This window comes from Ruegeria arenilitoris (assembly GCF_013032445.1).
Classification (GTDB): Bacteria; Pseudomonadota; Alphaproteobacteria; order Rhodobacterales; family Rhodobacteraceae; genus Ruegeria; species Ruegeria arenilitoris_F.
The window spans coordinates 105,006-123,585 of sequence record NZ_WQCA01000011.1 but is presented as its reverse complement, the minus strand read 5'-3'; the positions used below and the strand labels follow the sequence as shown (position 1 = coordinate 123,585).

Here is an 18,580-nt window from a genome sequence, read left to right as displayed (position 1 = left end):
GGCGCCATGACGTTGCACCCTCGTTCGATCACCCTGACTTCGCCCGAAGAAACATCGCAATTCGCCGCCCGACTGGGAGCGGAATTGCACCCCGGCGACGTGGTTCTACTTGAAGGTGAGATCGGCAGCGGTAAGACCCATTTCGCCCGCAGCCTGATCCAGTCGCTGATGACCGAGCCCGAGGATGTGCCCTCACCCACCTATACGCTTGTTCAGGCCTATGACACCCTGGCGGGCGAGATTTGGCACTGCGATCTCTATCGTCTGTCTGCGGTGGAAGAGGTCGAGGAATTGGGCCTGATCGAAGCGTTTGACACAGCAATTTGTCTGGTCGAATGGCCCGACAAGCTGGGCTCATTGACCCCTGAAACCGCCCTGAAACTAAGCTTTGAAACAGACCCTGATACGATGGAAAACCGTCATCTGACCCTGTCGTGGTCCGATCCGAAATGGCCCTTCAAACTGGAGAGCGCCGAATGACAAACCGCGCTGTGCTGGCCGAGGCACTGATTGCACAAACACCATGGGCCAACGCAAACCGTGTACCGCTTGCCGGGGACGCTTCGAACCGTCGATATGAACGTCTGACCGATCCCGATACCGGTCGGACCGCCGTATTGATGGATTCCCCTCCGGATAAGGCCGAACCGGTCGCGGATTTTGTGCGCATGGCGAACCATCTGCGCTCTGTTGGCCTCAGCGCGCCCGAAATTTACACCGAGGATACGGAATTCGGCTTTCTGCTGCTGGAAGATCTGGGCGACGACCTGTTTACCCGCGTTCTGAAGCAAGACCCAAAGATGGAGCGGCAGCTATACGAGGCCGCGACCGACGTTCTGATCGCGCTACACAAGGCCCCCACCCTGTCTTTGCCCTCTTACGGCCCATCTCTGATGACCGAACTGGCGGCGTTGTCCTTTACCAAATACGCGCAGGCGGTTCAGGGCCAGCACGAAACGCGTGCGCGGGAACAGTTCGAATACCGGTTTTCGGACATTCTGCATCAGGAAACCTCGGGGACCAAAGTGGTGATCCAGCGCGACTACCATGCCGAGAACATGATCTGGCTGCCGGACCGGGACGGCGTGAAACGGGTGGGCCTGTTGGATTTCCAAACCGCCATGCTGGGCCATCCGGCCTATGACCTCGTGTCGATGCTGCAGGATGTCCGCCGCGATGTGGCCCCGGGCACCGAGATGCGGATGGTCAACCGCTATATCACCGCAAGCGGTGTGAACGATCACGACTTCCGCACCGCCTATGCCGTGCTGGGGACGCAGCGAAACCTACGGATTCTGGGTGTGTTTGCCCGTCTGGCGACGGAATACGGCAAACCTCAGTATATTGATCTGATCCCAGCCACATGGGCGCATCTGATGCGCGATCTGGATCACCCGGCGTTGGCCACGGTGGCCGATCTGCTGCGCACGGCCCTGCCCGCGCCAAAACCGGAAAACCTGGACAGGCTCAGACAAACATGACCCGACATCCCGAAGCCGTGATGCTGTTCGCCGCCGGGTTTGGCACCCGAATGGGCGCGCTGACCAAAGCCCGCCCGAAACCTCTGATCGAGGTCGGAGGCCGCCCCCTGATCAACCATGCGCTGGATTTGGTGGACGATCTGGGTCCGGATCGCGTGGTGGCCAATTTGCACTATCTGCCCGACCAGCTTGAGGCACATCTGGCCCCCAAAGGCGTACTTCTGTCCCGTGAAGAGCCCGAGATTCTGGAAACCGGTGGCGGATTGCGCGCGGCTCTGCCTCTGCTAGGGCCGAACCCGGTTTTCACCCTGAATACCGATGCGATCTGGGCCGGGCCCAACCCTCTGACCCTGTTGCGCGATGCCTGGGACCCCGATCGGATGGATGCGCTGCTGATGTGCGTCCCCACAAGTCAGACCATCGGCCACATTGGAACGGGTGATTTCACCGCCGATGCCGAGGGCCGGATCACCCGTGGCCCTGGCCTGATTTATGGCGGGGCGCAGATCGTTAAAACCCAAGCGCTGATGGCTATTCCAGACAAGGCATTTTCGCTGAACCTGCTTTGGGACCAAATGCACAGCCAGAGGCGTCTTTTCGCGGCCACCTATCCCGGCCGCTGGTGCGATGTGGGCCGCCCCGAAGGGATTACCTTGGCCGAAGGGCTGATCGCGGATGTTTAAGCCCAGCACCGCGCCTCGCGTCTTTGCCGTTCCACCCGGATCAGACTTTCCCAAAGCGCTGGTGGATGGGCTGCGACGGCGCAGCGCCGAGCACCCGCCCGAGGCCCTAGCACGGGTGCAACTGGTCGTGAACACCCGCCGCATGGCCCGCCGCGTGCGTGATCTGTTCGATCAGGGGCCCGCTTGCCTCTTGCCGCGGCTTTCACTGGTCACCGATCTGGGTGAAAGCGTCGATCTGGCGCAGATTCCTCCCGCCATACCGGCCCTGCGGCGCAGGTTGGAACTGACGCAACTGATCGCCAAGTTGTTGGAACAACAGCCTGATTTGGCCGCGCGATCCTCGCTATTTGATCTGTCCGACAGTCTGGCCGCACTGATTGACGAGATGCAGGGCGAGGGCGTCTCACCCGATGCGATCCGCAAACTGGATGTCAGCGATATGTCAGGTCATTGGGCCCGCGCGCAGGCATTTATCGGGATCGCCGATCACTTTATCGACTCTGGCCCCGATGCACTGGATGCGCAGGCGCGGCAGCGGCGTGTAGTGGAAAATCTGATCGACCGCTGGCAAGTTACACCGCCACAACACCCGGTGATTCTTGCGGGTTCCACCGGCTCGCGCGGAACCACCCTGATGCTGATGGAGGCCGTTGCCTGCTTACCCCAAGGGGCGCTGATCCTGCCCGGTTACGATTTCGACCAGCCGGATCATGTCTGGCGCGGTTTGGACGAGGCGCTGACTTCGGAAGATCACCCGCAATACCGGTTTCGCAAGCTGATGTCCCGGCTTGAGATTCAGCCCGACCGGATCGAACGCTGGACCAGTGACCAGGCGCCTTCTCCTGCGCGTAACAGGCTGATTTCACTGGCCTTACGTCCCGCTCCGATCACTGATGCCTGGATGTCCGAAGGGCCTAAACTGATCGATCTGGACAGTGCCACGCAAGACCTCACACTGGTCGAGGCACAATCCCCCAGGGCCGAAGCGCTGGCCATTGCGCTGCGCCTGCGTGAAGCCGCCGAAACCGGTCAGACCGCCGCGCTGATCACCCCCGACCGGATGCTGACCCGTCAGGTTAGCGCCGCCCTGGATCGCTGGAACATCCTGCCCGATGACAGCGCGGGCCTGCCGCTGCAGCTGTCGCCTCCGGGCCGGTTCTTGCGCCATGTGGCGGGTCTGTTCACACGGCGGCTGGAAGGTGAGGCGCTGCTGACCTTGCTGAAACACCCGCTTTGCCATGGTGGCGGTGATCGGGGGGCGCATTTGCTGCACAGCCGCGACCTGGAGCTGGACTTGCGTAGACACGGCCCTCCGTTCCCCGACAGCGCCAGTCTGACCGCGTTTGCCATCCGCAAAGAGGTACCCGAGGGCTGGATGCGCTGGCTGACGACACAGTTCTGCAACCAGCATGTGACAGGTGAGCTGCCCTTGTCGGATTGGGTGACGCGCCTGCGTACCTTGGCCGAGGCGATTTCAGCAGGTAGCGATGGCGAAACCGGACCGCTGTGGGAGAAGAACGCAGGCCAAAAGGCATTGAAAGTTCTGACCGCGCTAGAGGATGAGGCCGAACATGGCGGCCCGATGACCGCCCATGATTTCGCCGATCTGCTGGGCGCGTTGCTGGCCGGCGAAGAGGTCCGAGACCGCGACGCACCGCATCCGCATATCATGATCTGGGGCACGCTCGAGGCGCGGGTGCAGGGTGCCGACCTGCTGATCCTTGGCGGTCTGAACGAAGGTAGCTGGCCCGAGGCCGCCGCACCGGACCCCTGGCTGAACCGCCAGATGCGCGACAAGGCCGGGCTGTTGCTGCCCGAGCGCCGTATTGGGCTTTCAGCCCATGATTTCCAGCAGGCCGTCGGCGCGCCCGAAGTCTGGCTGACCCGCGCGACCCGGTCCGATGATGCTGAAACCGTGCCGTCGCGATGGCTGAACCGGATGACAAACCTGTTGCAGGGCTTGCCGGGGCAGGGTGGTCCACAGGCCCTGTCGGCAATGCGCACCCGTGGCCAGACATACTTGCGTTGGTCGGAACAGCTTGAGGCCGCGCCGAGGATTGACCAAGCGCCGCGCCCGTCTCCGCGCCCGCCGGTCACCGCGCGCCCACGTCGTCTGAGCGTAACCGAAATCAAACGCCTGATCCGCGATCCCTATGCGATCTACGCAAAACACGTGCTGCGGTTGCGGCCTCTGGATCCGCTGGTACAGGCCCCGGATGCCCTGCTGCGCGGGATCGTCATCCACGAAATCCTCGAGCATTTCGTAAAGGACAGCGTGTTGGACAGTGCCTTGCTGACCCGCGAGAACTTCCTGAAACGCGCAGAGACCCTGTTGAATCAGCATGTCGCCTGGCCCACGGCCCGGAAATTGTGGCTGGCACGTCTGGAACGCATCGCCAACGATTTCCTGACTGCCGAAACTGCCAGGCGCGGCGACGGGGGGCCGGTGGCGTTCGAGGCGGCAATGAAACTGGTACTGAGCCCGCTGGATTTCACCATCGCAGGCCGGGCTGACCGGATCGACCATAACAGCCGAGGTGCGTTGCGGCTTGTGGACTATAAGACCGGCACGCCTCCGACCGAAAGCCAGCAGGCCAAGTTCGACAAACAGCTGCTGATCGAGGCGGCAATGGCCGAGCAGGGCGCAATAGAAGGCATCGACCCTCTGCCAGTGGCCGAAGCAGTCTTTATCGGCATGGGTGGCACCTATAAAGAGGTCGCAGCACCGCTTGCCAAGGAACCGCCCGATAAGGTTCTGGCCGAGCTGAAAGAGCTGGTTTCTGCCTATTTAGAGCCTGATCAGGGATTCACATCGCGCCGGATGCTGCACAAGGACACCGATATTGGCGACTATGACCATCTGGCCCGCTTTGGCGAATGGGACCGCACCGATGAAACCGATCCAGAGGTGCTGAAATGAACGCCCGCAACGATGCAACCGAACGGCAGGTTCAGGCCGCACGGCCCGATGCCTCAACCTGGTTGGCGGCCAATGCGGGCTCGGGCAAGACGCGGGTTTTGACCGACCGGGTGGCACGTCTGTTGTTGGGTGGCGTGCAGCCGCAGCACATCCTCTGCCTGACCTATACCAAGGCCGCGGCCAGCGAGATGCAGAACCGTCTGTTCAAGCGGCTAGGTGAATGGGCGATGTTGGGCGACGACGCGCTGCTGGCTCAACTGACCGACTTGGGTGTACCGGGGGTGATCGATCCTGACCGACTGGCACAGGCCCGCACCCTGTTTGCCCGCGCCATTGAGACACCGGGCGGTCTGAAGATCCAGACGATCCACTCATTCTGCGCCTCGCTGCTGCGGCGCTTTCCGCTGGAGGCCGGAGTCAGCCCGCAATTTTCCGAGATGGAGGACCGCGCCGCTGCCCTGTTGCGCGAGGAGATCGTCGAGGACTTCGCCGAAGGCCCGCAGGCCTCGCTGATCGAGGAAGTCGCCCGTTTCGTCACCGACACCGGCTTCGAAAACCTGACCGCTGCGATCACCCATAAACGGAACCTGTTTGCCCAACCGCTGGACTGGTCCGACCTGCTGCACCGCTTTGATCTGCCGGATGGGTTTGACGAAGACGCCCTGCAGGCCCGCGTTTTCATAGGGGGAGAGGTTGACCTAATCCGCTCGATCCTGCCCGCGCTGTCTGAGAGCGGCGGCAACAACGCCAAAGCTGCGGCCAAGTTGGCGGCGTTTACCGAGGCGCGGATCAACAGCCTGTCGGTATTGGAAAGCGTGTTTCTGACCGGGAAGGCGGCCAAAGAGCCGTTTACCGCCAAGATCAACAGCTTTCCCACCAAAGCCCTGCGCGAAGGGGCGTTAGCTGCCCAGATGCCGCAGCTTGAGTCTTTCATGTTGCGTATTGAGGCCGCCCGGGAACAGCGTTTGGCCTTGGTCGCGGCGCGCAAGACAAATGTGTTGAACCGCTTTGCCGCTGCCTTCCTACCGGAATATGAACGGCGCAAACAGTTGCGCGGCTGGCTGGATTTCGATGACCTGATCCTGCGCGCGCGGCAGGTGCTGAACGACCCGGCCGTGGCGGAATGGGTGCTGTACCGGCTGGACGGCGGTATCGACCACATTTTGGTGGACGAGGCACAGGATACCAGCCCCGACCAGTGGGACGTGGTCGAGAAACTGGCGCAGGAATTCACCAGCGGGGAAGGGGCCCGATCCGGGGTCGAGCGCACGATTTTCGTGGTCGGCGACAAGAAACAGTCGATCTATTCCTTTCAGGGTGCCGACCCGCAGGCCTTTGACCGAATGCAGCAGGAATTTGGCCGCAGACTTGCAGAATCAGGCTCTAAACTTTGGGATTCGACGCTTGAATACTCGTTCCGGTCCTCCAGCGCGATCCTGTCTCTGGTCGATATTCTGTTCGAAAACCGGACCGACGCCGGGTTTCACAAGGACATTCTGCACCGCGCCTTCAAATCCGATCTGCCGGGGCGGGTCGATCTGTGGCCGGTGGTCGAAAAGGTCGACGAAGATGATGACGGCGACTGGACCGATCCGGTCGACCGCCCCGGCACACGGCATCACACCGTCATTCTGGCCGAGAAGGTGGCCCAATCGATCAAGGATATGATCGACGACGACGAAACGATCCCCGAGGACGGCAAAACGCCCGGCACATTCGTGCGGCGTAAGGTGCAGCCGGGGGATTTCCTGATCCTCGTGCAGCGCCGCTCCGACCTGTTTGCCGAGATCATCCGCGCCTGCAAGGCCCTGCGCCTACCCATCGCCGGGGCCGACCGGCTGAAGGTGGGTGCGGAACTGGCCGTGAAAGACCTGGCCGCGCTGCTCAGCTTTCTGGCCACACCCGAGGACAGCCTGTCGCTGGCGACCGTGCTGAAATCGCCTCTGTTCGGCTGGACGGAGCAGCAATTGTTCGATCTGGCACATAAGCGGCAGGAACAATTCCTGTGGGCGGCGCTGCGTCAGCGCGCCGAGGAGTTCCCGGAAACACTGGAGATTCTCAACGATCTGCGCGGTCAGATCGACTTTCTTCGCCCGTATGACCTGATCGAGCGCATCCTGACCCGCCATGACGGGCGACGCAAATTGCTGGGCCGTCTGGGAGCCGAGGCCGAGGATGGAATCAACGCGCTGCTGTCGCAGGCGCTGGCTTATGAGCGGACGGATATACCCAGCCTGACCGGGTTTCTGGTTTGGATGCAGACCGACGATCTGGAAATCAAACGGCAGATGAGCGGCGTCGGTAACATGATTCGGGTGATGACGGTGCATGGATCCAAAGGCCTTGAGGCGCCGATCGTGATCCTGCCGGACACCGGCAAACGGCAGGCCCCGCGTGATGCTGAGATCATGGTGGGTGAGGGCACACCACTATGGAAAGTGCCCGCCGATGCCTCGCCAGCCCTGATCGCTAAGGCAAGGGCCGAGGCGCGGGCGCGGGAAGAGAATGAACGTCTTCGGCTGTTATATGTGGCTCTAACACGGGCCGAAAAGTGGTTGATCGTGGGTGCTGCAGGGGATGTCGGCAAGGACGGAACCAGTTGGTATCAGATGGTTGAGGCCGCGATGGCGCGGGCAGGGGCCACGCAGATGCCGGGGTCCGACACACTGCGCCTGTCCCATGCGGATTGGGACGCGCTGCCGCTTGTCGAACACGCGGAACCCGAAATTGCCCATACGCCACTGCCAGATCAGTTCCTGAACCCCGCCACTGTGCCGGACCCTGCGCCGGAAACGCTCAGCCCCTCTGATCTGGGCGGGACCAAAGCACTGCCCGGCGACTCCGGTCAGGATGAAGAAGCCGCCAAGCTGCGAGGCACACGCCTGCACCTGCTGCTGGAGCATTTGCCATCGGTCGCGCAGGAAAAATGGCCGCAGCTCTGCGCCCGGGTTCTGCCCGATATGCAGGATGCAGACCGACAAGAGCTGCTGACTGAGGCACAGGCCGTTCTGACGGCGGGGCATCTGCAAGCCGTATTCGCGGGCGACGCACTGGCCGAAGTTCCTGTCACTGCCGAGCTGAACGGGCGGCGGATGCACGGGGTGATCGACCGGCTGATCGTGACGGAAGCTGACGTGCAGGTGATTGATTTCAAATCAAATGCCACGGTTCCGGACAGCCCCGCAGCGTGCCCCGAAGGTCTGTTGCGTCAGATGGGAGCTTATGCGCAGGCGCTTGCCCAAATCTATCCGGGTCGGGAAATCCGCACGGCAATCCTGTGGACCCGAACAGCGGATCTCATGTGGTTGCCACACGATCTTGTGACGGATGCACTGGCCCGCACCCAGATATCTTGACCTCGGACTGCGGCGACCCTACGTTCTGTTCCCGAGTTTACCCCATTCAGGAGACATGAAATGTCGACCGTAGCCGTAACCGACGATACCTTTGACGCCGAGGTTAAGAATTCCGACATCCCCGTGGTTGTCGATTTCTGGGCCGAATGGTGTGGCCCCTGTAAGCAGATTGGCCCCGCTCTGGAAGAGCTGGCCGCTGAATACGGTGACAAGATCAAAATCGCCAAAGTCGACGTGGACAGCAACCCGAACGCAGCCGCCGCCATGGGCGTACGCGGCATCCCGGCGCTGTTCATCTTCAAGGACGGTCAGGTTATTTCGAACCGTGCTGGTGCCGCCCCGAAAGCGGCGCTGCAAAGCTGGATCGACGAGTCGATCTGATTGCCTTCAGAATATCGATGCAAAGGGTGCCTTGAATTGGGCACCCTTTCTTTTTTCAAAATCCGTCACTCGATTGTCCAGCTCACAGAAATCCCACTGCCATCCTTGTGCGTGAATGTGACTGAGTCATCCGCGAGGGAAACGACCTGACAATCATGGGGCAGGGGTACGCCGTCGATCACAAGGTCCCGGCAATAATGCGTGCCTTTCCATTCCCATGAGCCGCTGATGCTGCCGCCTTCGGGGCCTTTGCCTTCAACCACGCCGTTTTTGAGTATTTTCACCCAAGCCTGTCCCTGAACAAGCTTTTTGCCAACGACCAGTTCCATGAACTTGTGTTTGCTTTCAATCTCTTCGGCTGACGCCTGCGTCACGGCACAACCTAATACCACCACCAATGACATGAGCTGAAACGACCTCATCACAAAAATTCCTTTCACGACCGCACAAATTAATGGCTTTGACTTTAAACGAAATTTCCGAGATTTTACATCGCTCTGTCCACAAATGCGTTTTCGGTAATCAAGCCTTGCCCGACATCATGCATCGTTTTCATTCTTACAATTTACAGAAACTCGTGCAGGTTGGCATGGGAACTAACGACAGGAGATGACATGCCCAGTACACGGGTGCTTGTGGAATTCGGAATGGGAACGTCGTTGCGCCGTGAGGACTACACCGAAGCGGCTTTGCGGGCGATCAAGGACGCGCTTTGGCACAACTCGGTCAACATGGCCGAGCTGTTCGATTTCCCGAAAGAGGCGATGATCATCGACGCCGAAATTGGCGTGCAGAAACCTGATCAGGTGGACAAGGACGCGCTGAAAGTGATCTTTCCCTATGGCCAGCCCAATATCACCGTCACGCAGGGCGGGTTGGATATCGAAAAACCCCACACCGAAGGGCGCACGGTTATTGCCAACGCGGCCGTCGTTGTTTCCTTCGACATGGAGCCAGTGGAATGACCGAAAAACGTATCATCCTTGAGATGGGCACAGGGAATGACCTTTACGGTCAGGACTACACCAAGGCGGCGCGGCGGGCGGTGCAGGATGCGCTGCACCATTCCTCGATCACTCTGTTTTCCAAACTGGGCATCGACCATGCCGAGATGCGTGTGATGGTCACGATTGGCGTGCAGCAGCCGGAGCGCGTGAATTGTGAGTTGGTCGCGGCCGATCTGCCCCGAGGTCGGGCCGAGGTACGGGCCGTCAAAGGCGGGCTGGACGTTGAAGATACCGAGGCCGGAACCCGACATGTTGTGGCAACCGCCGCGATCGAAGCGTTCCTGCCGGATCTTTCCGGCCTATACAAACTGTCCTGACAAAGAAAAAGCCGCTCTGGCGAGCGGCTCATCTTTTGCGGTCGTACTGACGGCGGATCAGACTTTGTCGATGTCCGCACGGCACAGGCCGATATCGTCCAGCTGTGCATCGCTCAGCTCTGCCAGCAGCGCGCGAGTTTTGCGGGTTTCGTTCCATTCGGCCGCTTTTTCAAAAGCTGCGGTGAACGCGTCCACTACATGCAGGATGGTAGCTGCTCCGAGCGGCGCATGGATATTTGCGGTGGTTGCCATTTGCGCATTCCTTAAACTGAAACAGCCGACCCTTCGTCGGTTGTGAGTTTCATTTAGGCTCAAGTGCCGAGTCTCACAATTGCTAGTCCGGTAACCCCGATTTGCGTTTTATGCATATCATTTAGGCAGTTTGTGAACTGTTGCGCTGCGGACGGGACCGGCCCATATAGGATGCCAGCGAAGAACGGAGGCCCTGATGGCAGACAGCGATTTTCCCGGTTGGCATGGCACAACGATCATTGGCGTCAAAAAGGGCGGCCAGGTGGTGATTGCCGGCGACGGACAGGTCAGCTTGGGCCAAACCGTGATCAAAGGCACCGCCCGCAAAGTGCGCCGCCTGTCGCCCGGCGGGTTCGAGGTTGTGGCTGGATTTGCCGGATCGACCGCCGATGCGTTCACCCTGCTGGAACGACTGGAAGCCAAGCTTGAGGCCACGCCAGGACAGTTGGCCCGCGCCTCGGTCGAATTGGCCAAGGACTGGCGCACAGATAAGTACCTGCAAAAGCTCGAGGCGATGCTAATCGTCACCGACGGCAAGGATCTGCTGGTGATCACCGGGGCAGGCGACGTGCTGGAGCCGGAACACAACGTGGCGGCCATCGGATCGGGCGGAAACTTCGCCTTGGCCGCAGCCCGCGCGATGATGGACAGCGACAAAGAGGCCGAACAGGTCGCGCGTGAGGCGATGGCAATCGCCGCCGATATCTGCGTCTACACGAACGGAAATCTAACGGTGGAAACCATTTCAGGCTAACAACGCTTTGATCTCTTTTCCTTTCCAACGGCGATGCATCCCGATCAGGCCAAAGATCGCGACGATGATCACGATGTAATAGGGCACGCGGATGTCGATGCTCATCAGCCCGCCGCCGATCAGGGACATGATCCCTCCGGCGAGGCAGAAGACCGCCGTGGTCACACCCATGACCCAGCCTTGATCCGTCTCGCTGACGCTGGATGAAAACAGACCCAGTAGGGTTGGGTAAGAAACGCCGAAGAAGAAATAGAAGAAGAAGACTGGCACATAGCTCAGCACCCCGCTGGGGCTGAAGGCAAAGGCAAAGCCGCAGATCACCATGACAACCAGCGAAGTATAAACGATCTGGTGCTTGCTGAATCTCTCCTGCGCGGGTTTCACCAGGAAGGTACTGGAAAACGCTAGCGCAAAGCCAATCACCACCATCGCCACGCTGCCGCCGATCACGCCATAACCAAAGCGGCTGGTCAGGAAATTGTCGACAAAGACATAGAAAGTCACGTTGGCGATCATGAAGAACGCATAGACTGGCAGGATTTTCAGAACCATCGGATGCCCGCGCACGGCAATCAGACTGTCGGTGATATCACGGGGGCGGAAAACAAAGGCAGCGCGCTCGGTCCGCGTATCCTTGAAGAAGAACAGCACAAGGAAAATGGCGATCAACACCAGAACGAAAGCACCGTAGAACGGGGTTTTCAGCGTGGCGACACTGCCCAGCAGCGCCGAATCCGACAGGACCGCCCCAATGATCGGGCCTCCGACCAGGCCAAAGCTGACGCCGGTCACGATATACCCCATGTTGCGATCCCGGTCGGCTGCATCAGTGCTGCCGTCAATCATCGCCGCCTGCGCAATCGGCTGGTTGCCAGCCGTGAACCCCGTGATCGACCGGCCCAGGATCAGCAGCAGCAGGCTGTCCATATAAAGCGAGGCAATGGTAATCGCATAGCCTGCCAACGCTCCGCCCAAACAGACCAGCAAAGCGTTTTTGCGCCCGATGGAATCCGATACCTTCGAGACATAGACCACCCCCAGAAACCACGACAGAAAAAAGCACCCGATCACCAGCCCGTAATAAAAATGTCGGCGGCCGTCGGGAGTGCTGTCGGGTAGAAAACCGGATTTCGTCTCCATGATCAGTGAGTTGATGATCGGGAAGACAAGCCCCTGTCCGATCAGGTCCACAAACACCACAAACAGCAAAGTAATCTTGGCAATTTTCGTCATGTCCGCGCTCCTGACCCTCAACGCCTTGAAAACACTGTATCAGAGCGGGCGGATTTCACCTATGGAAAGCATTTGCAAACCGGGTGGGGCATTGCTAACCAACGCTGCTAATGAAAAAGGCTTGGTTGTTTTCGCCTCAGCGGTGATTACCTAAGCCCAAGCTTTGATATGCCGACCGGAAGGACTACGCTTTGACCGACCTGACCCCGCGCGAGATTGTCTCGGAACTGGACCGTTTCATCATCGGTCAGAAGGATGCCAAGCGTGCCGTCGCCGTAGCCCTGCGCAACCGCTGGCGGCGCAAGCAATTGGCCGATGACATCCGCGATGAGGTCTATCCCAAGAACATCCTGATGATCGGCCCCACCGGCGTTGGCAAGACCGAGATCAGCCGCCGTCTGGCCAAACTGGCTCGCGCGCCCTTCATCAAGGTTGAGGCCACCAAATTTACCGAGGTCGGATATGTCGGGCGCGACGTGGAACAGATCGTGCGCGATCTGGCCGATGCCGCCATCATCCAGACCCGTGAATACATGCGTGAGGATGTGAAAGCCAAGGCGCATCAGGCCGCCGAAGACCGCGTCATCGAGGCCATCGCCGGCACCGACGCCCGCGAAGGCACCCGCGAGATGTTCCGCAAAAAGCTGAAAGCGGGTGAGCTGGACGATACGGTGATCGAGCTGGAACTGTCCGACACCTCAAATCCGATGCCGATGTTTGACGTGCCCGGCCAGCCCGGCAGTCAGATGGGCATGATGAATCTGGGCGATATCTTCGGCAAGGCCTTTGGCGGGCGCACCGTCAAGAAACGCATGACAGTCGCCGAAAGCTATGATGCGTTGATCGGGGAAGAAGCCGACAAACTGCTGGAGGATGAAACCGTCAACCGCGTAGCGTTGGAATCCGTGGAACAGAACGGCATCGTGTTTCTGGACGAGATCGACAAGGTCTGCGCCCGCGCCGAAGTACGCGGCGGCGACGTCAGCCGCGAAGGGGTGCAGCGCGATTTGCTGCCCCTGATCGAAGGCACCACCGTCAGCACCAAGCATGGCCCGGTGAAAACCGACCATATTCTGTTCATCGCTTCTGGCGCGTTTCACATCGCCAAGCCCTCGGACCTGTTGCCGGAATTGCAGGGCCGACTGCCGATCCGCGTGGAACTGCGTGCACTGACCGAAGAAGATTTCGTGCGCATCCTGACCGAGACCGACAACGCCCTGACCCTGCAATACACCGCCCTGATGGGCACCGAAGAGGTCACCGTCAGCTTTACCGAAGATGGTATCGCGGCGCTGGCCCGTATTGCTGCGGATGTGAACCAGACCGTCGAGAATATTGGCGCACGGCGGCTTTACACGGTGATGGAGCGAGTGTTCGAAGAGCTGTCCTTTACCGCGCCCGATCATGCCGGAGCCGAGATTACCGTGAACGCGCAGTTCGTGGACGACAATCTGGGTGAGCTGACCAAATCCACCGACCTCAGCCGTTACGTTCTGTAACACGGCCAGCCGGTTTTTGCCGTTCCTATTGCCCCATGTTGCTGGACGCGGGGCCAGAAATCGATAGCTTGGCGCAAAAGCTTCCGAGGTCTGCCCGTGCTGCGCTATTTTATTGTTCTGATTGCCTCACTGTCTGTGACCGCCTGCGTCGACAGGACGATCACGGAAACTGTGCCCTCGGCCCTGACCGTGGGTACACCCAAAACCGTGTTTGCCAGCACATCGCGCGCACGTGAGGTGGATGGGTCATACGGCTTCCGGCGTGGCGAAACGCTGCAATACCTGGAAACCAAAGTTTCTATCCCGCCGAACCACACACCAGGAACGCTGAAGTTTTCCTACGCCAACCCGAACCCACAAAAAGAATTCGTTCTGGCGGACATAACCGAACTGAATGGACCACAGGGGTTACGAGAGCATCTTCGCGGACAGGACGACGTTACGATCTTTGTGCACGGCTATAACTCGACCCAAACGGAAACCATCTTCCGCGCGGCGCAGTTATCCCATGACATTGGTCTGCCCGGACAGATCCTTGTTTATTCCTGGCCCAGCCGCGCGACAGGGTACGGCTATGCCTACGATCTGGACAGTATGCTGTTTGCCCGCGACGGGTTAGAGCAAACAATCCGCGAACTGAAATCCATGGGTGTTAAGCGTGTCATTCTGGTGGCGCATTCCATGGGGAGCGCCTTGTCGATGGAGATGATGCGGCAGGCCGAATTGCAGGAACCCGGTTGGGCCAACAGGAACCTCGAAGGCGTCGTACTGATCTCACCCGATCTGGACGTGGACTTGTTCCGCTCGCAGATGGAGCGGATCAAGACACCGCCAGATCCCTTTATTGTTATGGTGTCGCAGAAAGACAAAATCCTGAACATCTCGGCCCGCCTGCGTGGCACGGACGAAGGAGAAAGACTTGGTAATATCAGCTCGGTCGACTCGCTGGCCGAGTATCCGATCAATGTGATCGACACTACGGCCTTCAACAGCGATGCTGAATCCTCGCATTTTGTGGCCGCCACCTCTCCGGCGTTGCTGGCAATCCTCAGTTCGGTCCGGCGGGTCAGCAACACGTTCGGTCCCGATGAACGGCCCGGAATCGATGTTCTGGTACCGCCCAGTCAACGCAACCCAGATGGCGCAACCGAGATCGTCCTGACGGAAACCGGTGAGGCCGAGGTGACAACCCCGTGACAGGGTTCAGCCTGCGCCGGTATCTGATTGAAAATGCAAACTGGCTGAGTGCGGGCGTCCTTCTGACCTTCATGTCCAGCTTTGGACAGACCTTCTTCATCTCGATCTTCTCGGGCCATATCCGCACGGAGTTCGGCCTGACCCACGGCTCATGGGGCGCGATCTATTCGCTGGGCACCACGGTATCGGCCATTGTGATGATCTGGGCCGGGGGCCTGACCGACATCTTCCGCGTGCGGATATTGGGGCCGGTTGTTCTGGCCGGTTTGGCGATGGCAGCGATGGCGATGGCCACGAACACTGCGCTGTTTCTGTTGCCCGTGATGATCTTTCTGTTGCGCCTGTTCGGGCAGGGGATGAGCATCCATCTGGCGCAAGTCGCCATGGCGCGCTGGTTCACAGCGACTCGGGGCAAGGCCCTGTCCGTTGCCTCGCTGGGTTATGCGATTGGGGAATCCCTGCTGCCCCTTATCTTTGTCGCCGCAATGGCTTTTCTGGACTGGCGCTGGTTATGGGTGGTCGCCGCGGGGGTGACGATCACAGGTATCCCGGTCCTGATGGGTTTATTACGGCATGAACGCACCCCGCAGAGCCTGACAGGCGATCACACCGCCACCGGGATGCAGGACCGCCATTGGACCCGGCGCGCGGCGCTGCTTCATCCGCTGTTCTGGTTCATGGCCCCTGCAATCCTTGGGCCATCGGCCTTCATAACCGCTTTTTTCTTCCATCAGGTGCATTTAGCTGCGGTCAAGGACTGGCCCCATATCCAACTGGTGGCCCTGTTCCCGATGTTTACAGGTATGTCGATCCTGTCGATGTTTGCGGCGGGCTGGGCGCTTGATAGGTGGGGCACGGCACGCATCATGCCCTATTACCAGCTACCCATGGCGGTTGGCTTTGCCATCCTCTCGGTCACGGACACGATCGGCGGAGCATTGGTCGGCCTGATCTTTCTGGCCCTGACCGTCGGCGCGAACACGACATTACCCAGTGCCTTCTGGGCCGAGTTCTACGGCACTCGGCATATCGGCGCGATCAAGGCGCTGGCAACGGCGGTCATGGTGCTGGGATCGGCCATCGGCCCGGCTCTGACCGGCGTTTTGATTGATCGAGGCATTTCGCTGGGCACTCAGTTCCTATGGATCGCCGTCTTCTTTGTGCTGGTTTGCGCGCTGTGTTGGATCGGTATCCGCCGCGCCCGATCCGAGCTCTAACGGCTGCGCCGCAGATATACGTAGTAGGCCCCATCACCACCGTGACTGATATGGGCAGGTGTCACCTGCAGCACGGCTTGCGCCAACGGCGGGATCGACAGCCAGTGCGGCACATTGTTACGCAGCACGCCGCGCGGGGTCGGGATCGGGCCGGGTTCATCCCGGTCCTTGCCTTTGCCGGTCACCACCAGAACCAGCCGCTTGCCCTGCGCCTGCGATGTCAGGACAAAGCGGATCAGCGCCGGGTGTGCTGTGTCAACGCGCATCCCGTGCAGGTCAAGTTTTCCTTCGGGCTTTAACTTTCCGCGTTTCATCCGCCCAAACGCTTTGGTGTCCATCTGCACCGGGCTGGCGCGCAGGCTATCGGTGACTGAAGGTTTCAGTGCATGACGCACCGGCTTGACGTGGGCGGTCTGGCCAACCTCAAACCCCTCCAGACGTATCTTTGGTGCTTTGGTCGGTTTGGGCTTTGGCAGGGTGGTCGGATGCACCGATTGCGGCAGTTCCGGGTGCAGGCGTTCAGCCTGTTTGGTGACCTTGCGCCATAGCTCGATCTCTTCTTCGGTCAGTTTGCGCCGGGTCATCAGAATTCGTCCGGGATCAAGGCGTAGGCGCGCTGGATCGGCAGCAGAAGGACCATTCGGCCCGGATCTTTCAAACGTCCGGCGGCTTGTCCGGCCTCATCACCAGTGCCAAAGAAGATATCCGCCCGCTGCGCCCCCTTGATGGCCGCGCCCGTGTCCTGTGCGATCATCAGCCGACGCAGCGGTTCTTTGCCGTCTTTTTCCACCCAGACCGGAGCCCCCAGTGGCGTATAGGCCGGATCGGCAGCGATACTACGCATAGTGGTGACGGATCGGTTCATCGCACCCAGCGGCCCGAATTCAGGCGCGACGCGGGTGACCTCTCGGAAGAATACGTAAGAGGGGTTGTGAAGCAGCAACTCCGCCCCGGCCTCAGGGTTCTTGCGCACCCAGGCCTTGATCATCTGGGCACTGACCTGATGTGCGCCCAACGCACCCTGCCGGATCAGTTCCGAGCCGATGGAGCGATAGGGGTGCCCGTTGGCACCGCCATAACCCACGCGCAACGCCCCTCCACCGGCAAGGCGGATACGGCCCGACCCCTGAATCTGTAGAAAGAACAGTTCGACCGGGTCATCGACCCAGGCAATCTCAAGCCCCCGGTCCGTCATGGCCTCACCGGTCAGGATTTCACGGCGGCTGAGCCACAGCCCTTCAGCTCGCGCTTCGGGCGGCATCTTATAGATTGGGTATTTGAAACGGTCTGTCCGGGTGCGGGACCCGTCCAGTTCGGGTTCAAAGTATCCAGTGAACAGTCCATCTTTGCCGTCTTCGACCAGAACCGGGCGGAAGAACAGTTCAAAGAACGATCGCGCGGCGTCGGCCTCATAGGTTTGCGCCACGTGGCACAGCGCCCGCCAATCCGGGTCGTCCAGATCGCCGCAAGTGTTCAGAAAAACAGAAAGGGCCGCCCCGTGGTCATCGGCGGCCCAGCCTTCAAGATCGTCAAACGACAGGATTGAGCGCGTCGCCTCAGCTCCGGCGGCGCTTGCGGTGGTCATCGCGCCCACCAGTAAAAGCGACCGGAGTGCGGCAATCATGCGTCCGTGGCAACAAGCAGCCAGTTCGGATCGTCCGAGCCCATCACACGGGCAAAGGTCCAGCTGTCCTTTTGGCGTTTGACGGTGTTGGGGTTGCCTTCGATGATATCGCCGCCGCGATCCCGCACGACCGAGGTCAGTTCACCCACAAACTTCATGGTGATCTCGGCCTGATTGGTATCTTTGTCGAACTTCACATCAGCCAGCGAGGTCTCGCGGACGCCAATGAATTCGGCTTCGATGGTTAGGCCTTTGTCTTCCCGATCGGCAACGACGGAAACGAAGGTATCAAACACCTCTTCGGACAGGAAAGGCTGGATTTCGTCCAGATTTCCTTTTTCGAACCCCATGACGATCATCTCATAGGCGCCGCGTGCACCCTGCACAAACTCACTGACGGAAAAGCTGGGCTCAACCCGCTTCATCGCAGCCAGAGTTTGCGCCTGTTCGCTGTCTTCGGCGACATGGTCTGTGATGTCGTGATCCGGGCCGCCTTCGATCACCTCGAACCCGCGACGGGCATTCTGTGTATCGGGCTGCTTCTGAACAGGAGGTTTCTCAAAACCTTCACGCGTGCCCAGCACGCTTTTCAGGCGCAGGATCAGGAAAACGGCAATTCCGGCCAGGACCAGCAACTGGATCATCGGTTCGTTCATTTC

At 59.9% G+C, this 18,580-nt stretch carries 18 protein-coding genes; 12 read left to right on the top strand and 6 right to left on the bottom strand.

Features of this window, described 5'->3' with window-relative positions:
• The first annotated feature begins 6 nt into the window (after positions 1 to 6).
• From tsaE to trxA, 6 genes are read left to right on the top strand one after another with little or no spacing between them, the layout of a single operon-like run.
• Positions 7 to 480, top strand: coding sequence for a tRNA (adenosine(37)-N6)-threonylcarbamoyltransferase complex ATPase subunit type 1 TsaE (tsaE, locus tag GOW98_RS17495; protein WP_170334355.1), 474 nt, complete (start codon positions 7 to 9; stop codon positions 478 to 480).
• Positions 477 to 1,481, top strand: a complete 1,005-nt coding sequence (locus tag GOW98_RS17490) for an aminoglycoside phosphotransferase family protein (RefSeq protein WP_170334353.1) — start codon at positions 477 to 479, stop codon at positions 1,479 to 1,481. Before tsaE ends, GOW98_RS17490 begins: the two co-directional genes overlap by 4 nt.
• A complete protein-coding gene (locus GOW98_RS17485; protein ID WP_170334351.1) occupies positions 1,478 to 2,164 on the top strand; it encodes a nucleotidyltransferase family protein in 687 nt (228 codons plus the stop codon). Before GOW98_RS17490 ends, GOW98_RS17485 begins: the two co-directional genes overlap by 4 nt.
• Positions 2,157 to 5,084, top strand: coding sequence for a double-strand break repair protein AddB (gene addB, locus GOW98_RS17480; RefSeq protein WP_170334349.1), 2,928 nt, complete (start codon positions 2,157 to 2,159; stop codon positions 5,082 to 5,084). Before GOW98_RS17485 ends, addB begins: the two co-directional genes overlap by 8 nt.
• The gene (gene addA / locus GOW98_RS17475) at positions 5,081 to 8,440 is read left to right on the top strand and encodes a double-strand break repair helicase AddA (RefSeq protein ID WP_170334347.1); all 3,360 of its coding nucleotides are present in this window, start codon (positions 5,081 to 5,083) and stop codon (positions 8,438 to 8,440) included. Before addB ends, addA begins: the two co-directional genes overlap by 4 nt.
• Before the next feature lie 60 nt (positions 8,441 to 8,500).
• Positions 8,501 to 8,821, top strand: coding sequence for a thioredoxin (gene trxA / locus GOW98_RS17470; protein ID WP_170334344.1), 321 nt, complete (start codon positions 8,501 to 8,503; stop codon positions 8,819 to 8,821).
• Positions 8,822 to 8,886: 65 nt separating this feature from the next.
• Here the strand turns inward: trxA and GOW98_RS17465 are convergent, their stop codons facing one another.
• Positions 8,887 to 9,243, bottom strand: coding sequence for a hypothetical protein (locus GOW98_RS17465; protein ID WP_170334342.1), 357 nt, complete (start codon positions 9,241 to 9,243; stop codon positions 8,887 to 8,889).
• 192 nt (positions 9,244 to 9,435) lie between these two features.
• Between GOW98_RS17465 and GOW98_RS17460 the strand changes: the two genes are divergently transcribed.
• Both GOW98_RS17460 and GOW98_RS17455 read left to right on the top strand, forming a co-directional pair.
• Positions 9,436 to 9,786, top strand: coding sequence for a Lin0512 family protein (locus tag GOW98_RS17460; protein ID WP_170334340.1), 351 nt, complete (start codon positions 9,436 to 9,438; stop codon positions 9,784 to 9,786).
• Positions 9,783 to 10,145 (top strand): Lin0512 family protein, encoded by a 363-nt coding sequence (locus GOW98_RS17455; RefSeq protein ID WP_170334338.1) that lies wholly within the window; start codon positions 9,783 to 9,785, stop codon positions 10,143 to 10,145. The genes GOW98_RS17460 and GOW98_RS17455 overlap by 4 nt, the downstream gene beginning before the upstream one ends.
• Before the next feature lie 57 nt (positions 10,146 to 10,202).
• Here the strand turns inward: GOW98_RS17455 and GOW98_RS17450 are convergent, their stop codons facing one another.
• Positions 10,203 to 10,397, bottom strand: coding sequence for a DUF1127 domain-containing protein (locus tag GOW98_RS17450; protein ID WP_170334336.1), 195 nt, complete (start codon positions 10,395 to 10,397; stop codon positions 10,203 to 10,205).
• Between the two features lie 196 nt (positions 10,398 to 10,593).
• Here GOW98_RS17450 and hslV point away from each other — a divergent pair, with 196 nt between their 5' ends.
• On the top strand, positions 10,594 to 11,151 hold the full coding sequence (gene hslV, locus GOW98_RS17445) for an ATP-dependent protease subunit HslV (protein WP_170334334.1): 558 nt from the start codon (positions 10,594 to 10,596) through the stop codon (positions 11,149 to 11,151).
• Here hslV and GOW98_RS17440 read toward each other — a convergent pair.
• Complete coding sequence (locus GOW98_RS17440) at positions 11,143 to 12,384, bottom strand: MFS transporter (RefSeq protein ID WP_170334332.1); 1,242 nt, start codon at positions 12,382 to 12,384, stop codon at positions 11,143 to 11,145. The two genes, hslV and GOW98_RS17440, sit on opposite strands and share 9 nt — an antisense overlap.
• Before the next feature lie 191 nt (positions 12,385 to 12,575).
• On the opposite strand from GOW98_RS17440, the gene hslU reads away from it, so the two are divergent.
• The 3 genes from hslU (at position 12,576) to GOW98_RS17425 (ending at position 16,297) form a co-directional block, all read left to right on the top strand.
• Positions 12,576 to 13,883, top strand: a complete 1,308-nt coding sequence (gene hslU / locus GOW98_RS17435; RefSeq protein WP_170334330.1) for an ATP-dependent protease ATPase subunit HslU — start codon at positions 12,576 to 12,578, stop codon at positions 13,881 to 13,883.
• Between the two features lie 96 nt (positions 13,884 to 13,979).
• The gene (locus GOW98_RS17430; protein WP_170334328.1) at positions 13,980 to 15,080 is read left to right on the top strand and encodes an alpha/beta hydrolase; all 1,101 of its coding nucleotides are present in this window, start codon (positions 13,980 to 13,982) and stop codon (positions 15,078 to 15,080) included.
• Positions 15,077 to 16,297 carry an MFS transporter gene (locus GOW98_RS17425; protein WP_367646863.1) on the top strand — a complete coding sequence of 407 codons (1,221 nt, stop codon included), beginning with the start codon at positions 15,077 to 15,079 and terminating at the stop codon, positions 16,295 to 16,297. The genes GOW98_RS17430 and GOW98_RS17425 overlap by 4 nt, the downstream gene beginning before the upstream one ends.
• Here the strand turns inward: GOW98_RS17425 and GOW98_RS17420 are convergent.
• From GOW98_RS17420 to GOW98_RS17410, 3 genes are read right to left on the bottom strand one after another with little or no spacing between them, the layout of a single operon-like run.
• A complete protein-coding gene (locus GOW98_RS17420; protein ID WP_170334326.1) occupies positions 16,294 to 16,881 on the bottom strand; it encodes a Smr/MutS family protein in 588 nt (195 codons plus the stop codon). The genes GOW98_RS17425 and GOW98_RS17420 overlap by 4 nt on opposite strands.
• A complete protein-coding gene (gene mltA, locus GOW98_RS17415) occupies positions 16,881 to 17,921 on the bottom strand; it encodes a murein transglycosylase A (RefSeq protein WP_170334324.1) in 1,041 nt (346 codons plus the stop codon). The genes GOW98_RS17420 and mltA overlap by 1 nt, the downstream gene beginning before the upstream one ends.
• Positions 17,918 to 18,577, bottom strand: coding sequence for a Tim44/TimA family putative adaptor protein (locus tag GOW98_RS17410; protein WP_170334322.1), 660 nt, complete (start codon positions 18,575 to 18,577; stop codon positions 17,918 to 17,920). Before GOW98_RS17410 ends, mltA begins: the two co-directional genes overlap by 4 nt.
• Positions 18,578 to 18,580: the final 3 nt, after the last annotated feature.